Genomic DNA, 22,696 nt, shown 5'->3' on the forward strand with positions numbered 1-22,696 from the left:
ACAACGATCACGGCCGGGGGTGGTGCGTACCACCCCCGGCCGCCGCCGTCGCGGGCCGGGCCGCCGCGCCGGCTCCGGAATCGATCCGGTAGAAACTCCTCTGCCGTGCACCCCGAACTCGTGGGGAGCCCCGGGGTGCCCGAGACGGCAACGGCCGTGCGGAGCGATCGCTCCGCACGGCCGTCCTTCACCGGGGGCCGGGTGGGGGGACGCCCGGCCGACCCGGATCAGCTCGCGTAGGCCCGCAGCTTGTCGGCGCGCTCGCCGACCCGCAGCTTCGACATGACCTCACGCTCGATCTGGCGCACCCGCTCACGGGAGAGCTTGAAGGCCCGTCCGATCTGGTCGAGCGTGTGCGGCTGGCCGTCGTCGAGCCCGAACCGCATCCGGATGACCTTCTGCTCGCGGTCCTCCAGGGTGGCCAGCACCCGGCGGAGGTCGTCGTGCAGCAGGCTCGAGATCACGGTGTTCTCGGCGTCGGTCGCCTCGGCGTCCTCGATGAAGTCACCGAGCGGTGCCTCCTCCTCGGACCCGACCGGCATGTCCAGGCTCACCGGGTCGCGGGCGTGGTCGAGCAGGTCCTGGATCTTGTGCTCCGGGATGCCGGACTCGGCCGACAGCTCGGCGTCGCTGGGCTCGCGGCCCTGGCGCTGGTGCATGTCCCGCTTGATCCGCGCCAGCTTGTTGACCTGCTCCACCAGGTGCACGGGCAGCCGGATGGTGCGGGCCTGATCGGCCATGCCGCGGGTGATGGCCTGGCGGATCCACCAGGTCGCGTAGGTCGAGAACTTGAAGCCCTTGGTGTAGTCGAACTTCTCCACCGCGCGGATCAGACCCAGGTTGCCCTCCTGGATCAGGTCCAGCAGCGGCATCCCACGGCCCGTGTAGCGCTTCGCGAGGCTGACCACCAGACGCAGGTTCGCCTCCAGCAGGTGGTTCTTCGCCAGCAGGCCGTCGCGGACCACGGCGCGCAGGTCGCGGCGGTACTGCAGGTCCAGCCCGTCCAGCGTGCCGTCCGCGGCGGCGCTGTCCAGCCGGTGCTGGGCGAACACGCCGGCCTCGATGCGCCGGGCCAGCTCGACCTCCTGCGCCGCGGTCAGCAGCGCGGTCTTGCCGATCCCGTTGAGGTAGACGCGCACCAGGTCCGCAGCCGGGCTCTGGGCGTCGAGATCCTCGGCCACGGCGGCGGCGGCACCGGGTACGGTGGTCTCCAGCGCGGTGCCGCCGTCGCCGTCGGACCGACGGCGGGAGCTACGAGCGACCTTGGGGGCGGTCCGCTTCGCGCCGGAGGACGACACGGTGGCGCGAGCGGGGGCCTCGGTCGTGAGACGCGGGCCGGGTACGGCCGCAGCGGTCGTGGTCACGGTCATGTGCATTTCCTCCCCTGCTCGGGCTGCGGCGGGCGATTGATGGGCCTCGCCGCTTGCCCTGTACGGAGTCAACGCATCCGTTCCGGGGATCGTTCCCGCGACGCGGCCCGCAGGCCGATGAATGTGCCTGCGGGGCCGTGTCGTCGGTCACATGCAGTTGCGGATCTCTCAGGGTCCTCTTAGAGGTCGTTTCAGAAGTCGGCGTGTCGGTCCTGTGTGGATCGGCGCTGGTAGCTGATCATGTCCGGTCGTGGCGCGGCGATCTTGTGTCGAGCGATTGGTGAGCGACGAGCTGTGGGCGCTGGTGGAGCCGCTGCTGCCCAAGCCGCGCAAGCACAAGCGGGGACGGACAGGCCGTCCGCGGGTGCCGGATCGGGCCGCTCTGGCCGGGATCGTGTTCGTGCTCAAGACCGGGATCAGCTGGAACGCGCTGCCCGCCGAGCTCGGCTGTGGGTCCGGAGTGACCTGCTGGCGGCGGCTACGGCAGTGGCAGCAGGCCGGGGTCTGGGCCCAGCTGCACCGGGTGATGCTCGACCGCCTCGCCCAGCAGGGCCTGCTGGACTGGTCGCGGGCGGCGGTGGACAGCGTGAGCGTGCGGGCCAAGCGCCGCGGCGAGGCCACCGGGCCCTCGCCGACCGATCGCGGGAAGGCGGGCAGCAAGTACCACGTGCTCTGCGACCGAGGCGGGCTCCCGCTGCATGCGCTGGTCACCGGGGCGAACACCCACGACAGTCGGATGCTCGCCCCGCTGCTGGACACCAACCCCGGCGTCCGCGAACGGGCGGGACAGCCGGGGCGTCCGCGACGTCGGCCGGACAAGGTGCACGCCGACAAGGGCTACGACTATCCCCGCTGCCGCCGCTACCTGAGTGGGCGTGGGATCGGGGTGCGGATCGCCCGGCGCGGGATCGAGGACTCCACCCGGCTCGGGCGGGTCCGCTGGGTCGTCGAGCGCACCATGTCCTGGCTGCTGGACTTCCGCCGCCTCGCGCTGCGCTACGACCGCGCCGAATCCACGATCACCGCGCTGTTATCGCTGGCCTGCGCCCTGATCTGCCACCGCCGCCTCACCAAGCCGAAGCCGAAGCCGAAGTGATGGTCGACCCAGCCCTCGCTGAGGCACTCGCCTACGAGGTCGGGGCCAGCGGCCGCCAGGCCAGCCACTCCAAGGCCCGGTCGGCCTCGTCAGGGTCGAAGCGGTGCGGGTCGAACGGCCCGCCCGCCCACTCCAGGCGCTCGGCGCGGTCGGGATGGTCAGGGTCGGCGAGCACGGCCTGGAAGTCCTCATACCCCCCGATCCCGCCGACGTCCTCGGGCGGGCACGCCCCCTGCCCGGCGACGCATCGCGGATAGCACACTCCCGGCTCGACGGCCGCGACCGCCTCGACGGTGATCTCGTGGGCCCAGTTGTCACCGAAGTCGTAGACGTAACCGAACCGGTCACCAGCCTTGACCAGCCGAAACAGCTTCTCTTTCGTCTCGTCGGCGACATCCTGTCCGGGCCAGTCCGGGTCTGGGATCCCGTAGCGGCGCCCGACGATCTCGAACTCGTGCAGATGAGAGTTCGTCCAGCCCATCACTGACTGCACCACCTCGTGCAACACCGCCAAGTCGACCTCGCCCGGCACCTGCACCCGACGCCGGACCGCCGGCACCACCTCGGTCAGGACGATCTCCAACTCGAAAATCTTCGTCTTCTCAGACACACGAGGCGCGACCATCAGCCGATGCTGCCAGCCCCGCCGTCACCGGCAGAACCGGGCCCACCACTTCTGAAACGACGTCTAAGAGGTCGCGCGGATTGGTCACAGCTTGGCCGCGGTCGAGTGTCTGGGGGCGAGGGCGGGTACGGGCCTGCCGATCATGAAGTTATCTACGCTTCGTGATCGTCTGGAGGCCGCGTGCCCACCCTGCCATCATGGCTGACCGAGCCGTTGTGGGACCAGTTCACCGCGCTGCTGCCTCATCGAGACGAGTTCGATCCCACCCATCCGCTGGGCTGCCATCGCCGCCGGATCGCGGATCGGATCGTGTTCGACAAGCTCCTGCAGGTACTGCGGTTCGGCTGCTCGTATGAGGGCATCGCTGACAGCACCTGCTCGGCGACCACCATCCGCGATCGTCGTGACGAGTGGATCAGGCTCGGGGTCTTCGCCCAGCTGCGTCGGATCGTCCTGGACGCCTACGACCGCATCGTCGGTCTGCTGCTGCACGACATCGCCGTCGATGGCGCCATCACCAAGGCCCCCGGCGGCGGCGAGGTCGCCGGTCCGTCGCCGGTGGACCGGCGCAAACAGGGTATGAAACGTTCGGTGCTCGTCGAGGGATACGGCATCCCGCTGGGCCGAGTCCTGGCCGGAGCCAACCGGCACGACTCCCCGCTACTGGGCCCCACCCTCGACCGCCTCGATGCTCTCGGCCCGCTGCCCGACGACATCACCGTGCACCTCGACGCCGGCTATGACTCCGGCAAGACCCGCGACACGCTGGCCGAACGAGGCCTGCACGGCGAGATCGCGCACAAGGGTGAGAAAGCGCCGATCCAGGCCACCCGCCGCTGGCACGTCGAGCGGACCAACGCTTGGCACAACAGCTTCAACCGGCTGCAGCGCTGCTACGAACGACGAGAAATCGTCGTCGACGCGTTCTTCGACCTCGCCGACACGATCGTCACACTCCGTAGCTTGATTCGGCAGGCCTGGACCACACACCGCTGGAACGCCCGACCTGCACGACGTCCATGATCACCAACCAATCCGCGCGACCTCTAAGCTTGGTTTTTAACCTGTGTGTTGTCGTCGCGCGGTGATGGTGCGGTCGCGTTTGACCGTTTTCCCGACGTCGTGGCTGGTCGGGGTGTGCCGGTTGCGGGAGCCGGGTGGGCGGCCGGGACCGGGTCGGCTGGGTTTCGGTGCACTGGCCGGGAGGACGGTCCGCGCGCGGATGTTCCGAAAGGCGCGGCGAACCCGGGCCGGGGTGAGCCGGGTGGGGGCGGCGGGTCGTTCCCAGGGGCGGCGTAGGTCGGCGGCCAGTGGTCGGGCCAGGCGGAGTTGGGTGTGGGAGGCGATGATCAGCCAGGTCCAGCGGTCGGCGGCTTCGGGGGTGCGCAGCTTCGGGGTTGTCCAGCCGAGGGTCTGCTTGAGCAGGCGGAATGTGTGCTCGAGATCGAATCTGCGGAGGAACGCCTGCCACCAGCGGTCCACGTCGGCGGCGCTCGCGTCGGTGGCGGAGCTCCATAGCCACACGGGCTTCGGGTCGCGGTCGCCGGGTAGGTGGTCGACCTGCAGCCGGAGCAGGGTGCCCTCGATGATCGGCAGTTCGCCGGCGTGGTCGATCCAGCACGTGCGCCGGGTCAGCCGGGGGTGGACCCGGTCCCAGCTGGTCGCGACGGCAGTGCCGTAGCGGGTGGTCTTGGTCGTCGTGGTGTGCACCGGTTCGATCCAGGTGGCGGGCCGGTTCAAGGCGATCTCCGGGCCGTGCTTGGGTGGGCGCCCGGTCGTGCCGGGCAGCCGTGGCGGCTTGGGCAGGCGCAGGACCCGGTCCGAGCGCAGTCGTCCGACCAGCTCGACGGGCAGATCGGCCAGTACGTAGGCGAGGCGGGTGATGTCGTATCCGGTGTCGGTGACGATCACGATGTCCGGGTCCCCGGGGCGCCAGTGCCCGGCGCTGGTCAGTCGCTCGATGACCGCGCGTAGCTGGGTGGCGGTCACCGCGGTGGCGTCGTCGGCCGGGCCGAGTCGAACCGCGTCCAGGACCGCCGTCCACGACGTCCGGCCCGTCTCCAGGGCGGCGACGAACGAGTATGGCCAGCCCGGGATCAGCTGCGCGTTGCCCTTTCCGCGTCCGTAGACATGGCAGAACAGCCGCTGATCGCTGGTCGTAGCGTCCGGGCGCAGCCACGGGCTGACATCCACGGCGAGCACGATCCGACCGTCGACGGCACGGGGCAACGGGAGACCGGCCAGCACCCGGCGCAGCCTCCGGGCGGAGATCCTGCCACAGGCCAACGCGTCGTACATCGCGCCGTGCCCGCGACGGTGCTCAGCCACCAAGGTCAGCTCCGGTAGCGAGCGAACCGGGCCGTCCGCGCACAACACGGCGTCGGTGAGCTCGAACAGCGCATCCGCTCGCGCAGTCAACGACGCGTAGAACTCCTGCCGAAACCCGGCAAGATCACCCCGCCCGACCGGAGTGTCACCGAGCACCACTGGCCCGGCAGAAGCCACACTGACCACCACGGCCACCGCTTTCGTCTTCGATGTTCTGTGGAAGGAACCCGAAGATGATCAAGCGGTGGCCGTACCCATGTCCCGCCGACACGCCGCCCGAACTACATCAACCTCCCAGCAGCAGCTCCGGAAGGTTAAAGATCAAGCTAAGAGGTCGTTTCAGAACGACTTGTCGAGTTTCCATTGACCCCTCGACGACAGATCAAACGGCAGGTCAGATAGCCGCTTGTCGTCTACAACAGACACGTCGACCTCGTTCTGAAATGACCTCTAAGAGCGTCCGGCAGTAGAGGTGGCCGTGTGTCGGTGTTGGTAGAGACACGGACCTGCAAGTGATCATGGGATTGCTGATGTCCTGATGATCGTGTGGAGAGTCCGTGCCTCTGCTGCCAGCATCTCTGATCGAGCCCTTGTGGGGCGAGTTCGCCGCTCTGATCGGGTCTGACCGGCCCGAGTTCGACCCGACCCATCCGTGGGGCTGTCACCGTCGCCGGATCTCTGATCGGGTCGTGTTCGACCACGTCGTTGCCGCTCTGGTGCACGGTAGTGGCTACGAACGCATCGCCACGCCGGGTTGCTCGGACCGCACCATCCGCCGCCGTCTCGATGACTGGGCCACCGCGGGAGTCAGCGAGGAACTGCTCCGCACCGCGCTGGCCGGTTACGACCAGATACTCGGCCTGGATCTTGACGATCTGGCGGTCGACGGATCGATCACCAAGGCACCAGGCGGAGGCGAGGTGGCCGGCCGCAGCCCTGTCGGCCGCGGCAAGCAGGGCACGAAACGGTCCGTGGCCTGCGATGACCAGGGCATCCCGCTGCACCTGGTCGCGGCGCGAGCCAACGACCATGACTCGCCCCTGCTGGAACCGACCTTGACCGGCATCGTGACGATGATCGGCCCGCTGCCCCGCCACCGCGACGCCCACGGTGGTGATCTGTTCCCGACCGTGCACCTGGACCGCGGCTATGACTCCGGCAAGACCCGTACTCTGCTGCACACCCTGGGCTTCACCGGCGAGATCGCGACCACGGGGGTCCCGGCTCCGATCCAGGCAGGACGACGGTGGCCCATCGAGCGCACGCACTCCTGGATGAACGGCTACGGCAAGCTGCGCCGGTTCACCGATCGCCGGAAGATCATCGTCGAGTTCTACCTCAACCTCGCCGCCGCGCTCACCGTGATCCGCCGGCTGATCAACCGTGCCCGCAGCCGCTACCGCTGGACAACCCGACCCACGACCCGTCGACTCCGATAACCATCAATTGCCGGGCGCTCTTAGAGGTCGTTTCAGAACGACTTGTCGAGTTTCCATTGACCCCTCGACGACAGATCAAACGGCAGGTCAGATAGCCGCTTGTCGTCTACAACAGACACGTCGACCTCGTTCTGAAATGACCTCTTAGAGGTCGCGCGGATTGGTCACAGCTTGGCCGCGGTCGAGTGTCTGGGGGCGAGGGCGGGTACGGGCCTGCCGATCATGAAGTTATCTACGCTTCGTGATCGTCTGGAGGCCGCGTGCCCACCCTGCCATCATGGCTGACCGAGCCGTTGTGGGACCAGTTCACCGCGCTGCTGCCTCATCGAGACGAGTTCGATCCCACCCATCCGCTGGGCTGCCATCGCCGCCGGATCGCGGATCGGATCGTGTTCGACAAGCTCCTGCAGGTACTGCGGTTCGGCTGCTCGTATGAGGGCATCGCTGACAGCACCTGCTCGGCGACCACCATCCGCGATCGTCGTGACGAGTGGATCAGGCTCGGGGTCTTCGCCCAGCTGCGTCGGATCGTCCTGGACGCCTACGACCGCATCGTCGGTCTGCTGCTGCACGACATCGCCGTCGATGGCGCCATCACCAAGGCCCCCGGCGGCGGCGAGGTCGCCGGTCCGTCGCCGGTGGACCGGCGCAAACAGGGTATGAAACGTTCGGTGCTCGTCGAGGGATACGGCATCCCGCTGGGCCGAGTCCTGGCCGGAGCCAACCGGCACGACTCCCCGCTACTGGGCCCCACCCTCGACCGCCTCGATGCTCTCGGCCCGCTGCCCGACGACATCACCGTGCACCTCGACGCCGGCTATGACTCCGGCAAGACCCGCGACACGCTGGCCGAACGAGGCCTGCACGGCGAGATCGCGCACAAGGGTGAGAAAGCGCCGATCCAGGCCACCCGCCGCTGGCACGTCGAGCGGACCAACGCTTGGCACAACAGCTTCAACCGGCTGCAGCGCTGCTACGAACGACGAGAAATCGTCGTCGACGCGTTCTTCGACCTCGCCGACACGATCGTCACACTCCGTAGCTTGATTCGGCAGGCCTGGACCACACACCGCTGGAACGCCCGACCTGCACGACGTCCATGATCACCAACCAATCCGCGCGACCTCTTAGTGAACGGCCCGGTCGGGCCGCGCCGGTCAGGGTGCCGGCACCCGCGGGGTGTCCCAGGGGTCGGACACCGCGCGGACGCTGCTGCGCCGCCGCGAGGCCTTGCCGGCTCCGGTGTCCTTCTTCGCCGGCACCGAGTGGCCGTACACGGTCTCCATCAGCACCGGCCAGTCGTGACGCAGTGCGTCGCGGCCCATGAACAGCCCCAGGTGTCCCGCGGTCGCCGTCCGGTAGGTGACGTCCTTGGCCGGGGTCCCCACCTTCTCCGCCGCGGCGAACAGCTGCGGGGCCGGGGTGATGTGGTCCGACGAGCCCGCGAGCAGCAGCAGCGGGCAGTCGATCGCGCCCATGTCCACGGCCCGGCCGTCGACGGTGAGCGTGCCCTTGATCAGCCGGTTCTTCCAGAACAGGTTCTCCACCAGCCACAGGTAGAACGCGCCGGGGATGTCCTGGGTGTACTTGAACCAGTCCTCGAACACCCGGTAGCGCTCGACGTGGGTGGGGTCGTCGATGTTCTCCAGCAGCTGCAGCTGGCGCGAGATCTCCGACTGCGGCTGGATCGAGATGAAGTTCGACAGCACCGCCGAGCCCGGCATGTTGCCCCCGCCCGCGGCGACCAGCGCCTTGTACGGCGCCATCCCCATCGTTCCCGCCATCAGCCGGGTGGAGGCGGCGATGACCGACTCGCCGGCGTGGAAGTCGATCGGCGCCCCGGCCAGCGTCAGGGTGTTCACCCGGTCCGGGTGCAGGGCGGCGTAGATCGTCGCGAGCCAGCCGCCCTGGCAGTCGCCCACCAGGTTGGCCTTCCCGCCCATCCGCCGGATGGACCGGTCGATCACCTGCAGGTAGTCGGTGATCGTCACGTTCTTCGTCGCCGTGGTCGCGGGCCGCCAGTCCAGCGCGTAGACCTTCGTCAGCCCGGACGCGCGGATCATGGCGATCTGGCTCTGCTGCGGCGAGTAGTCCACGACGGTCGAGGAGTGCCCGGCCTGGGGCGGCAGCACCAGGGTGGGGACGACGTCGTCGTCACGGTGCTCGGCGGCGGTGAAGTCGCGCAGCGACGCGAACGGGGTCGACAGCACGACCTCGTTGGCCAGGTGCCAGGTCGGCTCCCGGCGGTCGGCCATCGCGGAGATCCACAGCAGGCCGCGCCGGGCGGCGTCCCCGGGCCGGGCGATCCGCTGGACGGCGTCGATCCAGTAGGCGCCGGTGGCCCGGCCGACCTCGGCCACCACCTTGGTCAGGTTCCGGGTGTTGTACGACACGAGGTACCGGAGCGGGTCCGGCCGGTCGTCGCTCCCGGCGGCCGCGGCCACGGGAGTGTCGGGAAGGGCACGCGGTCCGTGCTCCCTGGCGGGTGCGGACCGTCGGGTGGTAGCCGTGCTCATGGGCCTCTCCCATCAACTCTGATGACCGGGGGCTATCCGGGTTACCGAACGGTAAAACGCGATCGGTATGCCAAGCAAGCGCTGGCCTACTCCGGAGTAGTGCTTGCTTCGCTTAGCGCAGGTGAGAGGCCTTACAGGAATCCGGGGCTGCCTACCGGTGAGTACGCGGTCACCATGTGTCCATCCCGTTGCGCATCCCGACATCCGGGGAGCGCGGGAACCAGGCACGGAGACCGGACCGGCCGTCAGGAGTGACGAACAGTGACCACGCAGCCCGTATCCCAGCCCGCGTCCGAGAACGGCAGCGCCGCCGCGTCGAACCAGGCCGCGGAGGTGCTGCGACGGCAGGCGGCCGGTCTCGTCCGGGACCTGCGCGAGCTCGCCAGCCCCGAGGGGCTGGCCGCGAAGGTCGACCCGGTCGGCTTCGGCGGGGCGCTCGGCGAGGCCGCCCGCTCGCTCGTCACCCGGCCCGGCGCGGTGCTGCGCACCGGCCTCGGCTTCGGCGTCGACTCGGCCAAGGCCGTGTCCGCCGCCGCCGCGCGCGCCGTCGGGGGCACGACCACCGGGCCGGCGTCGCTGCCGGAGAAGGACAAGCGCTACGCCGACCCGGCCTGGGAGGGCAACGCCTGGTACTACCTGGCGCGCCAGGAGCACGCGCTGCTCGCCGACCGGCTCACCGAGCTGTCGCAGGCCGCCGCCGTCTCGCCGACGGCGCGCCGCAAGCTGGACTGGCTGGTCGGGCAGATCGTGGAGGCGCTGGCCCCGTCGAACGCGATCGTGACCAACCCGGCCTGGCCGAAGAAGATCGTCGAGACCGGTGGGCTGAACATCGTGCGCGGCGCGCGCAACCTGCTGCGCGACGCCGTCCAGAACCAGGGGATGCCCCGCCAGGTCACCCCCGGCGCCTTCCAGGTGGGCAAGGACCTGGCGGTCACCCCGGGCCACGTGGTCTTCCGCAACCGGCTGATCGAGCTCATCCAGTACGAGCCGCAGACCGAGAAGGTCCACGAGATCCCGCTGCTCATGAGCCCGCCGTGGATCAACAAGTACTACATCATGGATCTCGCGCCGCAGAAGTCGCTGGTGGAGTGGGCGGTGCAGCACGGCCACACCGTGTTCATGATCAGCTACCGGAACCCGGACTCCTCGCTGGCCGACGTGACGATGAGCGACTACCTGCAGGAGGGCCCGGTGACGGCCCTGGAGGTCGTCCGCGAGATCACCGGGCGGGAGAAGGTCAACGTCGCCGGGCTCTGCCTGGGGGGCGCGCTGTCCGCGGCGATGACGGCCTGGCTGGAGGCCAAGGGCGACCAGCGCGTCCACTCGCTGACCCTGATGAACACCCTGCTGGACTACTCCGGTCCCGGCCAGCTCGGCGTGTTCACCGACGAGAAGACGGTCGACCGCCTCGAGCGGAGCATGCGCAAGGACGGGTATCTGCCCGCCACCAGCATGAAGACCACCTTCGACCTGCTGCGTGCCACCGACCTGGTGTGGAACTACGTCGTCAACGACTGGATGCTCGGCGAGGACCCGAAGCCGTTCGACATGCTGACCTGGAACTCCGACTCCACCCGCATGTCGGCCGCGATGCAGACCGAGTACCTGCGCACGCTGTACCTGGAGAACCGGTTCGCCGAGGGCAAGCTGGAGCTCGCGGGCGAGCGGCTCGACGTGGCCGACATCCGGCCCGACAGCTACATCGTCACCGCCGAGTCCGACCACATCGCCCCCTGGAAGTCGGTCTACACCGGCGCGTCCAAGCTCGGCGGCACCGTGCGCTTCGTGCTGTCCAACTCCGGTCACATCGCCGGCGTGGTGAACCCGCCCTCGCCGAAGTCGCGGCACTGGTTCTCCGAGAGCGACGCCCTCCCGGCCCGGGCCGAGGACTGGCGCGACGACGCCACCGAGCGCAAGGCCTCCTGGTGGGAGGACTGGACGCCGTGGATCGCCGAGCGCGGGGGCAAGCAGGTCGCGGCGCCCCGCACGATCGGGTCGGACGCGCACCCGCCGCTGGAGCCCGCACCCGGTCGTTACGTGCTGCGGGGCTGATCCGCCGCCTCGACCGGCCGCCACCCCGGGCGATCATCGCTGGTCGTCCGAGGTGCCTCGTGTCCGGTGTGGATGGTCGGGACACACGTCCATCGTGGACACGGCATCGGATGCGTGCGCAACCGCCGCGCGGCGGGGAGAATGCGGCGCCATGGACCGCGTACGTTCTGTGCCCGCGCGCCGCCGGCCGCCGCGTGGGTTCCCCCGGGCGGGTAGGCCGTGAGCCGGGCGGGGGAGACTCGCACGCACGGTGGGCGACGGGCGGCCGACGCCGGCGAGGAGCTGCGCGACAGCGGCCGTCGTGCCGCCGAGGAGGCCTGGAGCGCGCAGGTGAACGCGCTGGGCGGGTTCATCCGGGCGCAGCGGCAGATGGCCAAGCTCTCGCTGCGCGAGATGGCGGCGATGACCAAGGTGTCCAACGCCTACCTCAGCCAGGTCGAGCGCGGCCTGCACCAGCCGTCGCTGAAGGTGCTGCGCTCGATCGCGGACGCGCTGCACCTCAACACCGACCAGATGCTCAGCCGCGCCGGCTGGTCGGTCGGCGACCCGGAGGCCTCCGCCGAGGCCGCGCCCGCCGAGGAGGCCGCGCCCGCGGCGGGTGCCGGAGTGCCGCCGCCGGGGGTCGAGGCGGCGATCCAGGCGGACGGGCGGCTGTCCGCCGAGCAGAAGGCGGCCCTGCTCGGCGTGTACCGGAGCTTCCTCAACCGGGACTGACCAGCACTGCTTGACATACTTAACGGGCATGCGTAGTTTCTCTGGCATGCCGGGACGGTCCTGCGCGTCCCGGCCACGCCGAGCACCGTCCCCGGGAGGGAAGAACCGATGACCGCCTCCACCGAGCAGTTCGTCGACATCGCCAAGCGCGGCCAGGACCTGGTCACCGAGTCCGTCCGCGGCTGGACCGAGGCCGCGAGCGGTCTGGCCCGCCAGTTCGGTGCCGGCGACCGCCCGCAGCTGCCCGACGCGGGCGCCGCCGTCGAGCGCGTCTTCGACTTCTACGAGCAGGTGCTGGGTCACCAGCGCGAGTTCGCCCGCACCGTCGTCAGCGCCGGGACCTCGGTCCTCGACCAGGACACCGAGCAGGCCACCCAGGCCGCCGAGGCCGTGACCGAGCACGCCGGGCGCAGCACCGGGGACGCCGCGGAGAAGACCGCGCGGGCCACCCGCAGCGCGGCGAAGTGACCCGGCCGACGACTCGCTGAACGACGCGACGGCCCCGCCCGGCCACACCCGGGCGGGGCCGTCGCCGTGTGACGGGGCGGGGGTGTCCCTACCGGCGGGTCGGGGCGAGGCTGGCGGCATGAGCCCCCGCACCCGGCCCCGACGGATCGCCATCGCGCTGCAGGGCGGGGGCAGCCACACCGCCTTCACCGCGGGCGTGCTCGCCCGGCTGCTGCGCTCACCGGCCCTCGGCGCCGCCGACGACCCCGTCGAGCTGGTCGCGGTCTCCGGCACCTCCGGCGGCGCGATCTGCGCGCTGGTGGCGTGGGACCGGCTGCGCGAGGGGCAGACCGCCGACCGGCGCGAGGCAGCGGCCGCCGCGCTGGAGGCGTTCTGGGCCGACAACGCCGCCCGCGGCCCGCTGGAGCGCCTGGCCAACCTCGGCCTGGTCGCCGCGGGCGCGCTGCAGGGCCTCGGGCTCGTCCCGGCGGGCACCCCCTATCTGGTGCCCCGGCCGATCGACGGCACCCGCCAGTTCCGCGACCTGGTCGCCCGGCACGTGCGGTTCGGGCCGGACGGCGCCGTCGCCCCGGACCCCGACCCGGCCCGGCCGCTGCTGCTGCTCGGTGCCGTCGACGTGCTGACCGGTGGGTTCCGCGCCTTCTCCAGCCGCACCGACCCGATCACCGCCGACACCGTGCTGGCGTCGGCGGCCGTCCCGACCCTGTTCCGGGCCGTCCACACCGGCGGCGGCGTGTACTGGGACGGGCTGTTCTCGCAGAACCCGCCCACCCGGGACCTGCTCGACACCGACCCCGACGAGCTGTGGGTCGTCCAGATCAACCCGTCGCGGATCGACCGCGAGCCACGCACCCCGGTCGAGATCGCCGACCGGCGCAACGCCCTGGCCGGCAACCTCTCGCTGCACCAGGAGCTCGGGTTCGTCGAGACGATCGACCGGCTGCTGGCCGACGGCACCCTCGGCCCGGACTCGGGCTACCGGCAGGTGACCGTGCGGGTGCTGGAGATGCCCGCGAGCACGATCCGGTCCCGGCTGCTCGGGTCGGCATCGAAGATCGACCGCGACGTGGCCTTCCTGGAGCACCTGCAGCGCCGCGGCGCGGTGCAGGCCGAGCGCTTCCTCGGCGCACTCGCCCTCGAACGCGCCGTACGCGACCGCGACCCCGTCGCGCTGGCCGCCGCCGTCACCCCGGACGCGGTGCTGACCTCGACCGCCCCGTTCCGGGAGCGCGACCCCGCCGGGGTGCCCCTGCTCGCGCACGTCGACGCGCTGCTCGACGGCGAGGTCACCGTCGACGCCACCCGCAAGCAGGTCGCGGCCGAGACCGCCCGGTGGGCCGTGCGCGTGCACCGCGACGCCGGCACCGCCGACGGGATCGCCGAGGCCGACCTCGACGACGCGGGCCTGGTGACGGCGTTGCGGCTGGGCCCGCCGTCGCCCTGACCCGGTCAGAACGGGATCAGCGGCACCACGACGACCCTGGCCAGCAGCACGACCACGAACACGATCAGCACCGAGAGGTCCAGCCCGACCGCACCCATCCGCACCGGCTGCACCCGGCGGCGGAGCGGGGCGACGACCGGTTCGGTGAGGCCGTGGGTGATCCGGCGGGCGGTGTCGAGCACGGCGCCGCCCCGCCCGGACCCGAGCACCTCGATCCAGTCCACGACCACCCGGGCGATCAGGACGAGCTGGAACAGCCCCAGCAACCAGGACAGCAGAGACGCGACCATGCCCACATCGTCCCCTTTCCGGCTGAGAGTCCGGTGAGAGAACGCTGTGACGCGGTGACGAGACCGGCGCTCACACCTCGACCAGCACCGTGAACGGTCCGTCGTTGACCGACTCCACGGCCATCCGCGCCCCGAACTCGCCGGTCTCCACGGTCGCGCCGCGCCCGCGCAGCGCGGCCACGACGGCGTCGACGACCGGCTCGGCGTCCTGCGGGCGCGCGGCCGCCGACCACGACGGGCGACGCCCCTTGCGGGTCTCGCCGTACAGCGTGAACTGGCTGACGACCAGCAGCGGGGAACCGGTGTCGGCGCAGGAGGTCTCGGTCCCGCCGGGCCCGGACAGGATCCGCAGCTCGTGCAGCTTGCGGGCCATCGTCGAGACCGTGCGGTCGGTCGTCGCCGGGTCGGCGACGTCGTCGACGTGCACCCCGAGCAGCACGAGCAGGCCGGGACCGATCGCCCCGCGGACCCGCAGCGGATCCCCCTCGGGCGACTCGACCGTCACCGACGCCCGCCGCACCCGGGCGGCGACGGCCCTCATCCGACCGGCCCGGCGGGCGACGCCGCCGCGTCCCGCGCGGGCACCGGGTGCGGCCAGCCGTCCACCGGCTGCAGCAGCCCGTGCCGCACGAACTCGCGCACCGCGGGCAGGGTCGCCGCGGCCAGGGCGTCGGCCGGCAGGTCGTGGGCGTAGGACAGCAGTGCCAGCAGCTCCGAGAGGGGCAGCTCGCCGCGGCAGCCGGCCAGCAACGCCGCGGCCGGGCCGTCGACCGGGTGCTCCCAGCCGGGCCCGCCCCAGCGGCGCACCGTGCTCGACAGCGCGGCCCAGCCGCCATCGGGGTCGACCGAGGACGCCGACTCCAGCACCGTCTCCGGGGCGAGGAGCAGCCGCGCGCCGAGCAGGTCCTCGTCGCGGGGGTGGGCCCGCAGCCAGTCCACCCGGTCCAGCCAGCCCGTCATCTCCCGGCCCAGTCCCTCGCCCAGCTCCCCGGGCAGGTCCTCGACGACCACGGTGGGCTCGGCGTCGGTGCGGCGCAGCAGGAGGAACCCGAACCCGACCCCCTCGACCCTCTCGGCGGCCATCCAGTCCAGCCACGCCCCGGCCTGCGCCCGGGCGGCGGGGGAGGACGGGACCAGCCCGGCGTCGCGCTGCCAGGTGCCGACGTGCATCGCCGGGTCGACGACCTCGCGCTGCAGCACCCAGGCGTCGACGCCGTCGGGCAGCCAGGACCGCACCCGGTCCGGCCAGTCCTCGCCGCGCACGTGCAGCCACGAGCCGAGCAGCTGCGCCACGCCGCCCGGGTTGAGCAGCGCCGGCAGCTCACCCAGCAGCGCGGCCAGTGCGGAGTCCCCGGCCGCGCCGGAGTCGCGGTAGACGTAGTCCACCCGCGGCGGGCCCGGGACGAACGGCGGGTTGGACACCACCTGGTCGAAGCGCTCGCCGGCGACCGGGGCGAACCACGGCCCCTCGCGCAGGTCGGCCTCCACCCCGGACAGCCCCAGCGACAGCCGGGCCAGCGCCAGCGCGCGGGGCAGCACGTCGGTCGCGGTCACCCGCAGCGCGTGCCGCGAACCGTGCAGCGCCTGCACCCCACAGCCGGTGCCCAGGTCGAGCAGGGTGCCGACCGGACGGCGCACGGTCGCCGCGGCCAGCGTCAGCGACGCCCCGCCCACCCCGGTGACGTGCTCGCGGTCCTGCCGCGACGCCGGGGAGTCGATGTCGGACACCACCCACCAGTCCGCGCCCGGCTCCCCCTCGGCGGCGGGGCCCTCGCCGTAGGGGCGCACGTCCAGCGCGGCCCGGATGCCGTCCGGGGTGCGGCGCAGGATCCGGCCCGCCAGCAGCGGGTCCAGGTCGCCCAGCGCCGCGGTCACCGCGGGCTCGGGCTCGGTGTCCTCGAGCAGGAACAGCCGCACCAGGGTGCCGAGCTCGCCGCCGTCGCGGCTGGCGCGGGCGGCAGGCTCCGGCTCGCCGCGGGTCAGCGCGTCGTGCGCCGCGCGCCCGAGCAGGGACCGGACGCCGTCGGGGGTGTAGCCGGCGTCGAGCAGGCAGCCGCGGACACGGTCGATGTCGCCGGCGTCGAGATGGGGGAGCACCCCGCCATTGTCGCGTGCCATCCTGTGCGGCATGAGCGGGATCTGTATCGCCCAGGAACCGGAGGCCGACGCCCTGCTGGAGCGCGACCCCCTCGCCCTGCTGATCGGCATGCTGCTCGACCAGCAGATCCAGATGGAGGTCGCGTTCCGCGGCCCGCTGAAGCTGCACGAGCGTCTCGGCGGCCTCGACGTCCGGGTGATCGCCGACCACGACCCCGACGGGTTCGCGACCCTGGCCACCACCCCGCCGGCCATCCACCGCTACGGCGGCTCGATGGCCGGGCGGGTGCAGGAGATGTGCCGGGCGATCGTCTCCGACTGGGACGGCGACCCCACCGCGATCTGGACCCGCGACGAGCCCGACGGCCGCGAGGTGCTGCGCCGGCTCAAGGCCCTGCCCGGCTACGGCGAGCAGAAGGCGAAGATCTTCCTGGCGATCCTGGGCAAGCAGTACGGGGTCACCCCGGACGGCTGGCGCGAGGCCGCCGGGGACTACGGGAAGGACGGCACCCGGCTGTCCGCGGCCGACGTCGTCGACGGGCAGACCCTGCTCGAGGTCCGCGACACCAAGAAGGCGATGAAGGCCGCGGCGCGCGAGAAGAAGGCCGCTGCGGCGAAGTGACCGGCACCGGCGGCTAGCATCGTCGGTGTGCACAAGGTTCCGGAGGCGCTCGCCGGCGCACGCGTGATCGACCCGGACCAGGTCTGCGACGCCGTCGCGGTGCTCGCCGACTCGGGAAAGGTCGCCGAGGTGGCCACCGTCCTGGACGTCCTGGGCGAGGTCAACCGACTGTCGTTGCTGCTCGCGCTGCAGCACGCCGGGGACCTGTGCGTCTCCGACCTGGCGGTCGCGGTGGGCATGAGCGACTCGGCGGTGTCGCACGCGCTGCGGCTGCTGCGGGCCCACGGCATGGTCACCGCGCACCGCGAGGGACGCCTGGTCCGCTACCGGCTCACCGACGGCGTCGCCCGCCGCGTGCTGGAGATCGTCTCGGCGGTCGCGGTCGCACCCGGTGCGCTGCACGCCCACGGCGCCCAGGACGGGGAGGCGGTGTGACCCCCGCGATGATCGAGCAGGTCCGCCCGCCGGTGCCCGCGGAGAAGGTCGACCACGAGATCGGCAGGCTGCTCGACGCGCTGCAGTCGGTCTACGACGACGGCTGGTACCCCGAGCTGGAGGTCGTGCGTCCCTGGTCGACGCACAACCCGCGGATCTCCGGCGAGTTCGCCCGCCCGTGCGCGATCCGCCGCTACCTGCACCGCGAGCTGCGCGGCCTGCTCGCCGCCGGCGCCACCGTCACCGCCCGCGCGGCCCGCCCGGCCCGGGCGTTCACCGACCCCGAGTTCTTCGCCGCCCTCGACGAGGACCGCTTCGACCTGCGCGTGAAGAAGCTGTTCCTGTTCGGGCCGGAGCGGATGGCGCTCTCGCTCGACCGGCTCTCGCACTACACCGGCACCCCGGCCGAGTCCTTCCAGCGGCACGTGCTGTTCACCAACTACGCCATGCACGTCGAGTCGTTCCTGGAGCGCTTCCCCGACGCCGAGCGCCCCGACCGTGCGGGCGTGCAGATGCCCGCCTACCACCACCCGCGCCCCGACGGCGACGGCGTCAGCCTGGTCAACATCGGCGTCGGCCCGGCCAACGCCAAGACCGTCACCGACCACCTGGCCGTGCTCCGCCCCGACACCATGATCATGATCGGGCACTGCGGGGGTCTGCGGAACCGCCAGGAGCTCGGCGACTTCGTGCTCGCCACGGCCTACCAGCGCGCCGACCACGTGCTCGACGAGGTACTCCCGGCCGACGTGCCGGTCATCCCCAGCATCCGGCTCAACGGGTACCTGATGGACGCCCTCGGTGCGGCCGAGGCCACATGGCGGCCCGGGGTCGTGCACACCACCGACAACCGCAACTGGGAGTTCAACCAGGCCGCGACGCTGCACCGGATGCGGCTGGCCCGCGCCGTCGCCGTCGACATGGAGTCCGCGACGATCGCGGCCAACGGGTTCCGCTACCGGATCCCGAACGCGACCCTGCTGTGCGTGTCGGACAAGCCGCTGCACGCCGAGCCGAAGCTGGCCGGCGGGGCACGGGCGTTCTACGAGGCCAGCAAGCGCAAGCACCTGGGGATCGCGCTGGACGCGCTGGACCGGGTGCGCACCGAGCACCCCGACGGCCTGCCCGGCTCCGAGGTCCGCTCGGCCGACGAGCCGCTGCTGGGCAACGGTCCCGACGGGGCGTGAACCACTCCGGCCCCCGGCCCGTCGGTCGGGGGCGGTCGGGTCGGTGCCACCGGGACCGGTGCCGCCGGGGTCAGAGGCGCCGTGTGTACCCGGTCCGGTCGGGCTCGTAGCCGAACCGCGCCAGGAACCGGTGCGGGCCGTCCCCGGTGGCCTCCCCGGCCCGGGCCGCGACGGCGCCGCGGGCGCGGCCGTGCTCGTGCGCCCACTCCAGCAGCGCCGACCCGACCCCGCGCCGTCGCCACCCGACGGCGACCCGCAGACCCTCGACCTGCAGCCGGGGCGCGCCGCGCAGGCCGGGCCCGGCCAGGACCGTGAGCTGCACGGTCGCGACCACCCGGCCGTCACCGGCGCGGGCGACCGCCAGGAAGCGGCCGGGGTCGCGGTCCAGGGCGTCGAACGCCTCCTCGTAGGGCGCGAGGTCCGGGTCGTCGGCGGCGGCCCCGCCGTCCGACAGCAGCGCGACGACGGCCGCGACGTCGGCGCGCCCGGCCCGGTCGACGACCAGCCGGTCACCGGCCAGCACGACGTCGGTGCCTGCCGGTCGGGCCGAGGCCCGGACGCCGTCGACGACCCGGTCCAGCCAGGCCCCCACGCTCTCCCGGGCCTCGTCGGTGTCGGGGTAGCGGCAGCGCAGGTGCAGGCCCGCCTCGTCGAGGACGAACCAGACCATGACGCCGTCGGCGTCGCCCGCCGAGCTGACGTACTGCGCCTCCAGACCGGCGTGGTCGATGCGCACCGGCAGCCGTCGCAGGTCCAGCCAGGAGATCGCGAACATGCCGGGGGCCTCGGGCATCCCGCCCCACGGCGCCAGGACGTCCTCCAGCGGCCAGGAACCCAGCCGGACCGCCTCACGGACGGCGTCGGCGCAGGCCCGCGGGTCCGGGTCGCGCGCGGCGATCACGGCGTTGGTGATGAACCAGCCGACCGAACCGTGCCAGCGGTCGTCGTAACGGCTGTGCACGGGGAACACCGCCCGCAACGGCGCGTGCGCCAGCTCCCGGGTGGTGCGGGTCATGACCAAGGTGACCAGGGCCAGCGTCGACACCCCGGAGTCGCGGGCCCGGCGCTCGAACAGCGCGCAGGCGTCGACGCCGAGCACGTCGCGCACCTCGACGCGTTCCGGGGGAGCGGGGGTGAGCTCGCCGAGCGGCAGCGGGAAGCGGGGCATGACGTCGCCGCCGGCGGCCAGGATCTCGGCCCAGCGCTGCCGGACCTCCTCCGGCGCGGGCTCGCGGCCCGCGAGGGCGGCGGTGTGCTCGGCGAAGGGACGCACGGTGCCTGCCGGCAGCGTCCCGCCCAGTCCCTGCACCAGGTCGCGCAGCACCACCAGCAGCGACCACATGTCCACGTGGGCGTGGTCGGCGGCGACGACGAGCGTGGGCCGGTCCGCGGTGAGGATCACGCAGAGCCGGTGCGACGGTGCCGCGTACGGCGTGCAGCGTCCGTCGAGCATCCGGCGGACGGCGTCGTCGACGGACTGGCCGGGGGCGATCGGGTGGGTGACCCAGCGGCCGGGCCGCAGGTCCACCTCGTGCAGCCGGGGCCCGTCCGGGCCGGGGGAGAACACCGTGCGCAACGTCCCGTGCCGGCGCAGCACCGCGAGCCAGGCGTCGGCCAGCGCGTCCAGGTCGACCGCGGGCAGCCGGCAGGTGATCGCCATCCAGGACCCGGGCCGGTCGCCGCGGGCGACGTGGCGGCGCTGGTCGAACGAGACCGGGACCGGTGCGCCGGTCCGGCCGACGGTGACGTCGTAGCCGAGCAGCGTCCCGTAGGGGAGGCGCAGGTGCGTCACGCTCGTCAGCCGCATGGCCATAACCTAGGCGGGCGAAGATCAGGAGGCGTAGACCATGGGTACGTTCGGGATCGCCGGGGCGACACTGGACTTCGACGTCCGCGACGAGCCCGGCGGCCCGGCGGTGGTGGCGCTGCACGGCCTCACGTCCAGCCGCCGGCGCGAGTCGCTGATGCGGCTCGACGTCGCCTCCCGGGTCGAGGGCATCCGGCTGCTGCGCTACGACGCGCGCGGCCACGGCCGCTCGGGCGGCACCACCGACCCCGCGACCTACCGGTGGCCGGCGCTGGCCCGGGACCTGCTGGGGCTGCTCGACCACGTCCTGCCGGGCGAACGGGTGCACGGCGTGGGGCCGTCGATGGGTGCCGGGACGCTGCTGCACGCCGCGCTGGCCGACCCCGGCCGGTTCGCCAGTCTCACCCTCCTGCTGCCGCCGACGGCCTGGGACACCCGCCGGGCGCGGTCCCGCGACTACGAGCGGTCCGCCGAGGCGGTGGCGGCGCACGGGGTCGCCGCCCTCGACGCCGGCGCCGACGACGCCGACCTGCCACCGGCGGCCCGCGGCCGCCCGCACACCGACCCCGACGTGCGCGCCGACCTGCTGCCGGCGATCCTGCGCGGCGCGGCCACGACCGACCTGCCCGCGCCCGACGAGCTGGGACGGATCACGGTCCCGGTGCAGATCCTGGCCTGGACCGGGGACCCGGGGCACCCGGAGTCCACCGCCGCGACGCTGCGGGAGCGGCTGCCCGCGGCCGGGCTGTCCATCGCCGCGACCCCGGACGACGTCGTCTGGTGGTCACGGCTGCTCGCCGCCCGGCTGCGTCGCTGGGAGACCGTCGACCCGACCGTCGCCGGCGGTGCCGCGGGTGTGCGCGAGGCGACGGGCAGGCGCCCGCGCGGGGAACGCGCCGGGGTGTCACCATGGAAAGGGAGGTGGTTCGACAGTGGCTGACCAGCGACGCGAGGACCCCGTTCTCATCACGGACGCGCAGATGTCCTACGAAGAGGAACTGGAGATCCGCAAGCGGCGCTACAAGTGGACGATGGGCATGCGGATACCGTGCATGATCCTCGCCGGCGTCTTCTACCAGATCCCGTGGGTCGCGGTGACCCTGCTCGCGATCTCCGTGCCGCTGCCGTGGATCGCGGTGCTGATCGCGAACGACCGGCTGCCGCGCAAGGCGGAGACCCCCAACCGGCACCGGCAGGACCACCGGGCCATCGAGGCCCGGCCGCACCAGGTGATCGACCAGGGCGGCGACGCCCCCCGGGACCCCGGGGCCGGCCCGGACGACGCGCCCTCCCCGAACAGCACCGGGAGCAGCCCCGCGGGCGGTTCCGGGGCCGGTACCGGGAACGACACCGCCTCCCCGCCCTGAGCCCGGGTTCGGGCATCATGGGCGCCATGTCCACGACGACGCTGCCCGAGGTCGACACCCGGCCGGAGACCACCGACAAGACCGGTGACGACCGGCCGGACATGTTCCACTACGTCAAGAAGGACCGGATCGCCGAGAGCGCCGTCCTGGGGAACATGGTCGTCGCGTTGTGCGGCGAGACCTTCCCGGTGACCAAGTCGCCCAAGCCGGGGTCGCCGGTCTGCCCGCAGTGCAAGGAGATCTTCGAGGGGCTGCCGCCGGGCGGCGGCGACGGGGAGTGAGTCCCGGTCAGCCCCGGGCGAGCAGCAGCCGCAGCGGGGCGGAGCCGGGATCGCCGGGCACCGCGCGCAGCACGGTCTCGGTGACCATCCCGGCCGCACGGTAGAGGGTCAGCGCCGCGGTGTTGTCCGCGGCGACCTCGAGCCACAACCGGCCCGGGCCCGCCCACCCCGGCACGTCCGCGGCCGCACCGGGCACCCCGGCGACGGCGAGGGCCGCACCGAGCAGGGCCCGTCCGGCCCCGGTGCCGCGCCGTTCGGGGTGGACCACGAGCCGGTGCAGCTCGACGCCGGGTTCCGGTCCGCGCGGTGCCGCCAGCACCACGTAGCCCGCCGGCCCGGGCTCCCCGGGGCGGTCCAGGAGCAGGTGCCACCGCGCCGGGTCGGCTGCGGTGGCGTCGTGCCACTCCGGCCCGGTGGCGACGCCGATGTCGGGGGCGCCGTCGTCGAGCGTGGACAGCACGGCGGAGTCGGCCGGTCCGCGCCACGGGCGCACGAGGGCGGCACGCGTCGTGCGCGCGGGCGTACCGCGGTCACCGGTCGTCCGTGCGGGGGTCACCA

At 72.5% G+C, this 22,696-nt stretch carries 23 protein-coding genes; 14 read left to right on the top strand and 9 right to left on the bottom strand.

Annotated features, from left to right (window positions below; translation table 11 throughout):
* Positions 1 to 227: 227 nt before the first annotated feature.
* Positions 228 to 1,370 carry a sigma-70 family RNA polymerase sigma factor gene (sigB, locus tag KPF47_RS02810; RefSeq protein WP_224386600.1) on the bottom strand — a complete coding sequence of 381 codons (1,143 nt, stop codon included), beginning with the start codon at positions 1,368 to 1,370 and terminating at the stop codon, positions 228 to 230.
* A gap of 250 nt (positions 1,371 to 1,620) precedes the next feature.
* Here sigB and KPF47_RS02815 point away from each other — a divergent pair, with 250 nt between their 5' ends.
* A complete protein-coding gene (locus KPF47_RS02815) occupies positions 1,621 to 2,466 on the top strand; it encodes an IS5 family transposase (protein WP_224386179.1) in 846 nt (281 codons plus the stop codon).
* Positions 2,467 to 2,497: 31 nt separating this feature from the next.
* On the opposite strand, the gene KPF47_RS02820 is transcribed toward KPF47_RS02815, so the two are convergent.
* The gene (locus KPF47_RS02820; protein WP_224386178.1) at positions 2,498 to 3,091 is read right to left on the bottom strand and encodes a plasmid pRiA4b ORF-3 family protein; all 594 of its coding nucleotides are present in this window, start codon (positions 3,089 to 3,091) and stop codon (positions 2,498 to 2,500) included.
* A 180-nt stretch (positions 3,092 to 3,271) separates the two neighbouring features.
* Here KPF47_RS02820 and KPF47_RS02825 point away from each other — a divergent pair, with 180 nt between their 5' ends.
* Entirely contained in the window at positions 3,272 to 4,114 is an 843-nt protein-coding gene (locus KPF47_RS02825) for an IS5 family transposase (RefSeq protein ID WP_224386276.1), read from the top strand.
* 36 nt (positions 4,115 to 4,150) lie between these two features.
* Here KPF47_RS02825 and KPF47_RS02830 read toward each other — a convergent pair whose 3' ends face one another.
* Positions 4,151 to 5,575 (bottom strand): NF041680 family putative transposase, encoded by a 1,425-nt coding sequence (locus KPF47_RS02830; RefSeq protein WP_224386384.1) that lies wholly within the window; start codon positions 5,573 to 5,575, stop codon positions 4,151 to 4,153.
* A 401-nt stretch (positions 5,576 to 5,976) separates the two neighbouring features.
* Here KPF47_RS02830 and KPF47_RS02835 point away from each other — a divergent pair, with 401 nt between their 5' ends.
* The gene (locus tag KPF47_RS02835; RefSeq protein ID WP_224386601.1) at positions 5,977 to 6,858 is read left to right on the top strand and encodes an IS5 family transposase; all 882 of its coding nucleotides are present in this window, start codon (positions 5,977 to 5,979) and stop codon (positions 6,856 to 6,858) included.
* Between the two features lie 260 nt (positions 6,859 to 7,118).
* Positions 7,119 to 7,961 (top strand): IS5 family transposase, encoded by an 843-nt coding sequence (locus KPF47_RS02840; protein ID WP_224386276.1) that lies wholly within the window; start codon positions 7,119 to 7,121, stop codon positions 7,959 to 7,961.
* Positions 7,962 to 8,015: 54 nt separating this feature from the next.
* On the opposite strand, the gene KPF47_RS02845 is transcribed toward KPF47_RS02840, so the two are convergent.
* Positions 8,016 to 9,302, bottom strand: a complete 1,287-nt coding sequence (locus KPF47_RS02845; RefSeq protein WP_224386602.1) for an alpha/beta fold hydrolase — start codon at positions 9,300 to 9,302, stop codon at positions 8,016 to 8,018.
* 333 nt (positions 9,303 to 9,635) lie between these two features.
* On the opposite strand from KPF47_RS02845, the gene KPF47_RS02850 reads away from it, so the two are divergent.
* The 4 genes from KPF47_RS02850 (at position 9,636) to KPF47_RS02865 (ending at position 14,052) form a co-directional block, all read left to right on the top strand.
* A complete protein-coding gene (locus KPF47_RS02850; RefSeq protein WP_224386603.1) occupies positions 9,636 to 11,426 on the top strand; it encodes an alpha/beta hydrolase in 1,791 nt (596 codons plus the stop codon).
* 219 nt (positions 11,427 to 11,645) lie between these two features.
* Entirely contained in the window at positions 11,646 to 12,140 is a 495-nt protein-coding gene (locus tag KPF47_RS02855; protein WP_224386604.1) for a helix-turn-helix domain-containing protein, read from the top strand.
* A 108-nt stretch (positions 12,141 to 12,248) separates the two neighbouring features.
* Positions 12,249 to 12,608: a hypothetical protein gene (locus KPF47_RS02860; RefSeq protein ID WP_224386605.1), complete on the top strand. Its 360-nt coding sequence runs from the start codon at positions 12,249 to 12,251 to the stop codon at positions 12,606 to 12,608.
* A gap of 118 nt (positions 12,609 to 12,726) precedes the next feature.
* Positions 12,727 to 14,052 carry a patatin-like phospholipase family protein gene (locus KPF47_RS02865; protein ID WP_224386606.1) on the top strand — a complete coding sequence of 442 codons (1,326 nt, stop codon included), beginning with the start codon at positions 12,727 to 12,729 and terminating at the stop codon, positions 14,050 to 14,052.
* Between the two features lie 5 nt (positions 14,053 to 14,057).
* Here KPF47_RS02865 and KPF47_RS02870 read toward each other — a convergent pair whose 3' ends face one another.
* The 3 genes from KPF47_RS02870 to KPF47_RS02880 all read right to left on the bottom strand — a co-directional run bounded on the left by KPF47_RS02870 (position 14,058) and on the right by KPF47_RS02880 (position 16,460).
* On the bottom strand, positions 14,058 to 14,342 hold the full coding sequence (locus KPF47_RS02870; RefSeq protein ID WP_224386607.1) for a YggT family protein: 285 nt from the start codon (positions 14,340 to 14,342) through the stop codon (positions 14,058 to 14,060).
* Between the two features lie 70 nt (positions 14,343 to 14,412).
* Complete coding sequence (gene dtd, locus KPF47_RS02875) at positions 14,413 to 14,883, bottom strand: D-aminoacyl-tRNA deacylase (protein ID WP_224386608.1); 471 nt, start codon at positions 14,881 to 14,883, stop codon at positions 14,413 to 14,415.
* On the bottom strand, positions 14,880 to 16,460 hold the full coding sequence (locus tag KPF47_RS02880) for a methyltransferase (RefSeq protein ID WP_224386609.1): 1,581 nt from the start codon (positions 16,458 to 16,460) through the stop codon (positions 14,880 to 14,882). Before KPF47_RS02880 ends, dtd begins: the two co-directional genes overlap by 4 nt.
* Before the next feature lie 10 nt (positions 16,461 to 16,470).
* On the opposite strand from KPF47_RS02880, the gene KPF47_RS02885 reads away from it, so the two are divergent.
* Genes KPF47_RS02885 through KPF47_RS02895 form a run of 3 tightly spaced genes read left to right on the top strand, consistent with a single transcriptional unit; the run spans position 16,471 to position 18,683 of the window.
* Positions 16,471 to 17,061 (top strand): HhH-GPD-type base excision DNA repair protein, encoded by a 591-nt coding sequence (locus tag KPF47_RS02885; RefSeq protein ID WP_224386610.1) that lies wholly within the window; start codon positions 16,471 to 16,473, stop codon positions 17,059 to 17,061.
* Positions 17,062 to 17,088: 27 nt separating this feature from the next.
* Complete coding sequence (locus KPF47_RS02890) at positions 17,089 to 17,496, top strand: helix-turn-helix transcriptional regulator (RefSeq protein ID WP_224386611.1); 408 nt, start codon at positions 17,089 to 17,091, stop codon at positions 17,494 to 17,496.
* Entirely contained in the window at positions 17,493 to 18,683 is a 1,191-nt protein-coding gene (locus KPF47_RS02895) for an AMP nucleosidase (RefSeq protein ID WP_224386612.1), read from the top strand. The genes KPF47_RS02890 and KPF47_RS02895 overlap by 4 nt, the downstream gene beginning before the upstream one ends.
* A 70-nt stretch (positions 18,684 to 18,753) precedes the next feature.
* On the opposite strand, the gene KPF47_RS02900 is transcribed toward KPF47_RS02895, so the two are convergent.
* Complete coding sequence (locus KPF47_RS02900; RefSeq protein ID WP_224386613.1) at positions 18,754 to 20,490, bottom strand: GNAT family N-acetyltransferase; 1,737 nt, start codon at positions 20,488 to 20,490, stop codon at positions 18,754 to 18,756.
* 40 nt (positions 20,491 to 20,530) lie between these two features.
* On the opposite strand from KPF47_RS02900, the gene KPF47_RS02905 reads away from it, so the two are divergent.
* Genes KPF47_RS02905 through KPF47_RS02915 form a run of 3 tightly spaced genes read left to right on the top strand, consistent with a single transcriptional unit; the run spans position 20,531 to position 22,138 of the window.
* Complete coding sequence (locus KPF47_RS02905; protein ID WP_224386614.1) at positions 20,531 to 21,430, top strand: alpha/beta fold hydrolase; 900 nt, start codon at positions 20,531 to 20,533, stop codon at positions 21,428 to 21,430.
* The gene (locus KPF47_RS39840) at positions 21,423 to 21,857 is read left to right on the top strand and encodes a DUF3099 domain-containing protein (RefSeq protein WP_308015299.1); all 435 of its coding nucleotides are present in this window, start codon (positions 21,423 to 21,425) and stop codon (positions 21,855 to 21,857) included. Before KPF47_RS02905 ends, KPF47_RS39840 begins: the two co-directional genes overlap by 8 nt.
* Before the next feature lie 26 nt (positions 21,858 to 21,883).
* On the top strand, positions 21,884 to 22,138 hold the full coding sequence (locus KPF47_RS02915; protein WP_062404655.1) for a DUF3039 domain-containing protein: 255 nt from the start codon (positions 21,884 to 21,886) through the stop codon (positions 22,136 to 22,138).
* A gap of 7 nt (positions 22,139 to 22,145) precedes the next feature.
* Here KPF47_RS02915 and KPF47_RS39845 read toward each other — a convergent pair whose 3' ends face one another.
* On the bottom strand, positions 22,146 to 22,694 hold the full coding sequence (locus tag KPF47_RS39845) for a GNAT family N-acetyltransferase (RefSeq protein ID WP_224386615.1): 549 nt from the start codon (positions 22,692 to 22,694) through the stop codon (positions 22,146 to 22,148).
* Positions 22,695 to 22,696: the final 2 nt, after the last annotated feature.

The organism is Pseudonocardia sp. ICBG1293, assembly GCF_020131355.1.
Lineage (GTDB): Bacteria > Actinomycetota > Actinomycetes > Mycobacteriales > Pseudonocardiaceae > Pseudonocardia.

Bases quoted from the DNA above. Each gene is read 5' to 3' on its own strand.
- sigB (WP_224386600.1), bottom strand. From the start codon at position 1,370: ATGACCGTGACCACGACCGCTGCGGCCGTACCCGGCCCGCGTCTCACG.
- KPF47_RS02820 (WP_224386178.1), bottom strand. From the start codon at position 3,091: ATGGTCGCGCCTCGTGTGTCTGAGAAGACGAAGATTTTCGAGTTGGAG.
- KPF47_RS02860 (WP_224386605.1), top strand. From the start codon at position 12,249: ATGACCGCCTCCACCGAGCAGTTCGTCGACATCGCCAAGCGCGGCCAG.
- KPF47_RS02865 (WP_224386606.1), top strand. From the start codon at position 12,727: ATGAGCCCCCGCACCCGGCCCCGACGGATCGCCATCGCGCTGCAGGGC.
- KPF47_RS02870 (WP_224386607.1), bottom strand. From the start codon at position 14,342: ATGGTCGCGTCTCTGCTGTCCTGGTTGCTGGGGCTGTTCCAGCTCGTC.
- dtd (WP_224386608.1), bottom strand. From the start codon at position 14,883: ATGAGGGCCGTCGCCGCCCGGGTGCGGCGGGCGTCGGTGACGGTCGAG.
- KPF47_RS02880 (WP_224386609.1), bottom strand. From the start codon at position 16,460: ATGGCACGCGACAATGGCGGGGTGCTCCCCCATCTCGACGCCGGCGAC.
- KPF47_RS02885 (WP_224386610.1), top strand. From the start codon at position 16,471: ATGAGCGGGATCTGTATCGCCCAGGAACCGGAGGCCGACGCCCTGCTG.
- KPF47_RS02900 (WP_224386613.1), bottom strand. From the start codon at position 20,490: ATGCGGCTGACGAGCGTGACGCACCTGCGCCTCCCCTACGGGACGCTG.
- KPF47_RS02905 (WP_224386614.1), top strand. From the start codon at position 20,531: ATGGGTACGTTCGGGATCGCCGGGGCGACACTGGACTTCGACGTCCGC.
- KPF47_RS02915 (WP_062404655.1), top strand. From the start codon at position 21,884: ATGTCCACGACGACGCTGCCCGAGGTCGACACCCGGCCGGAGACCACC.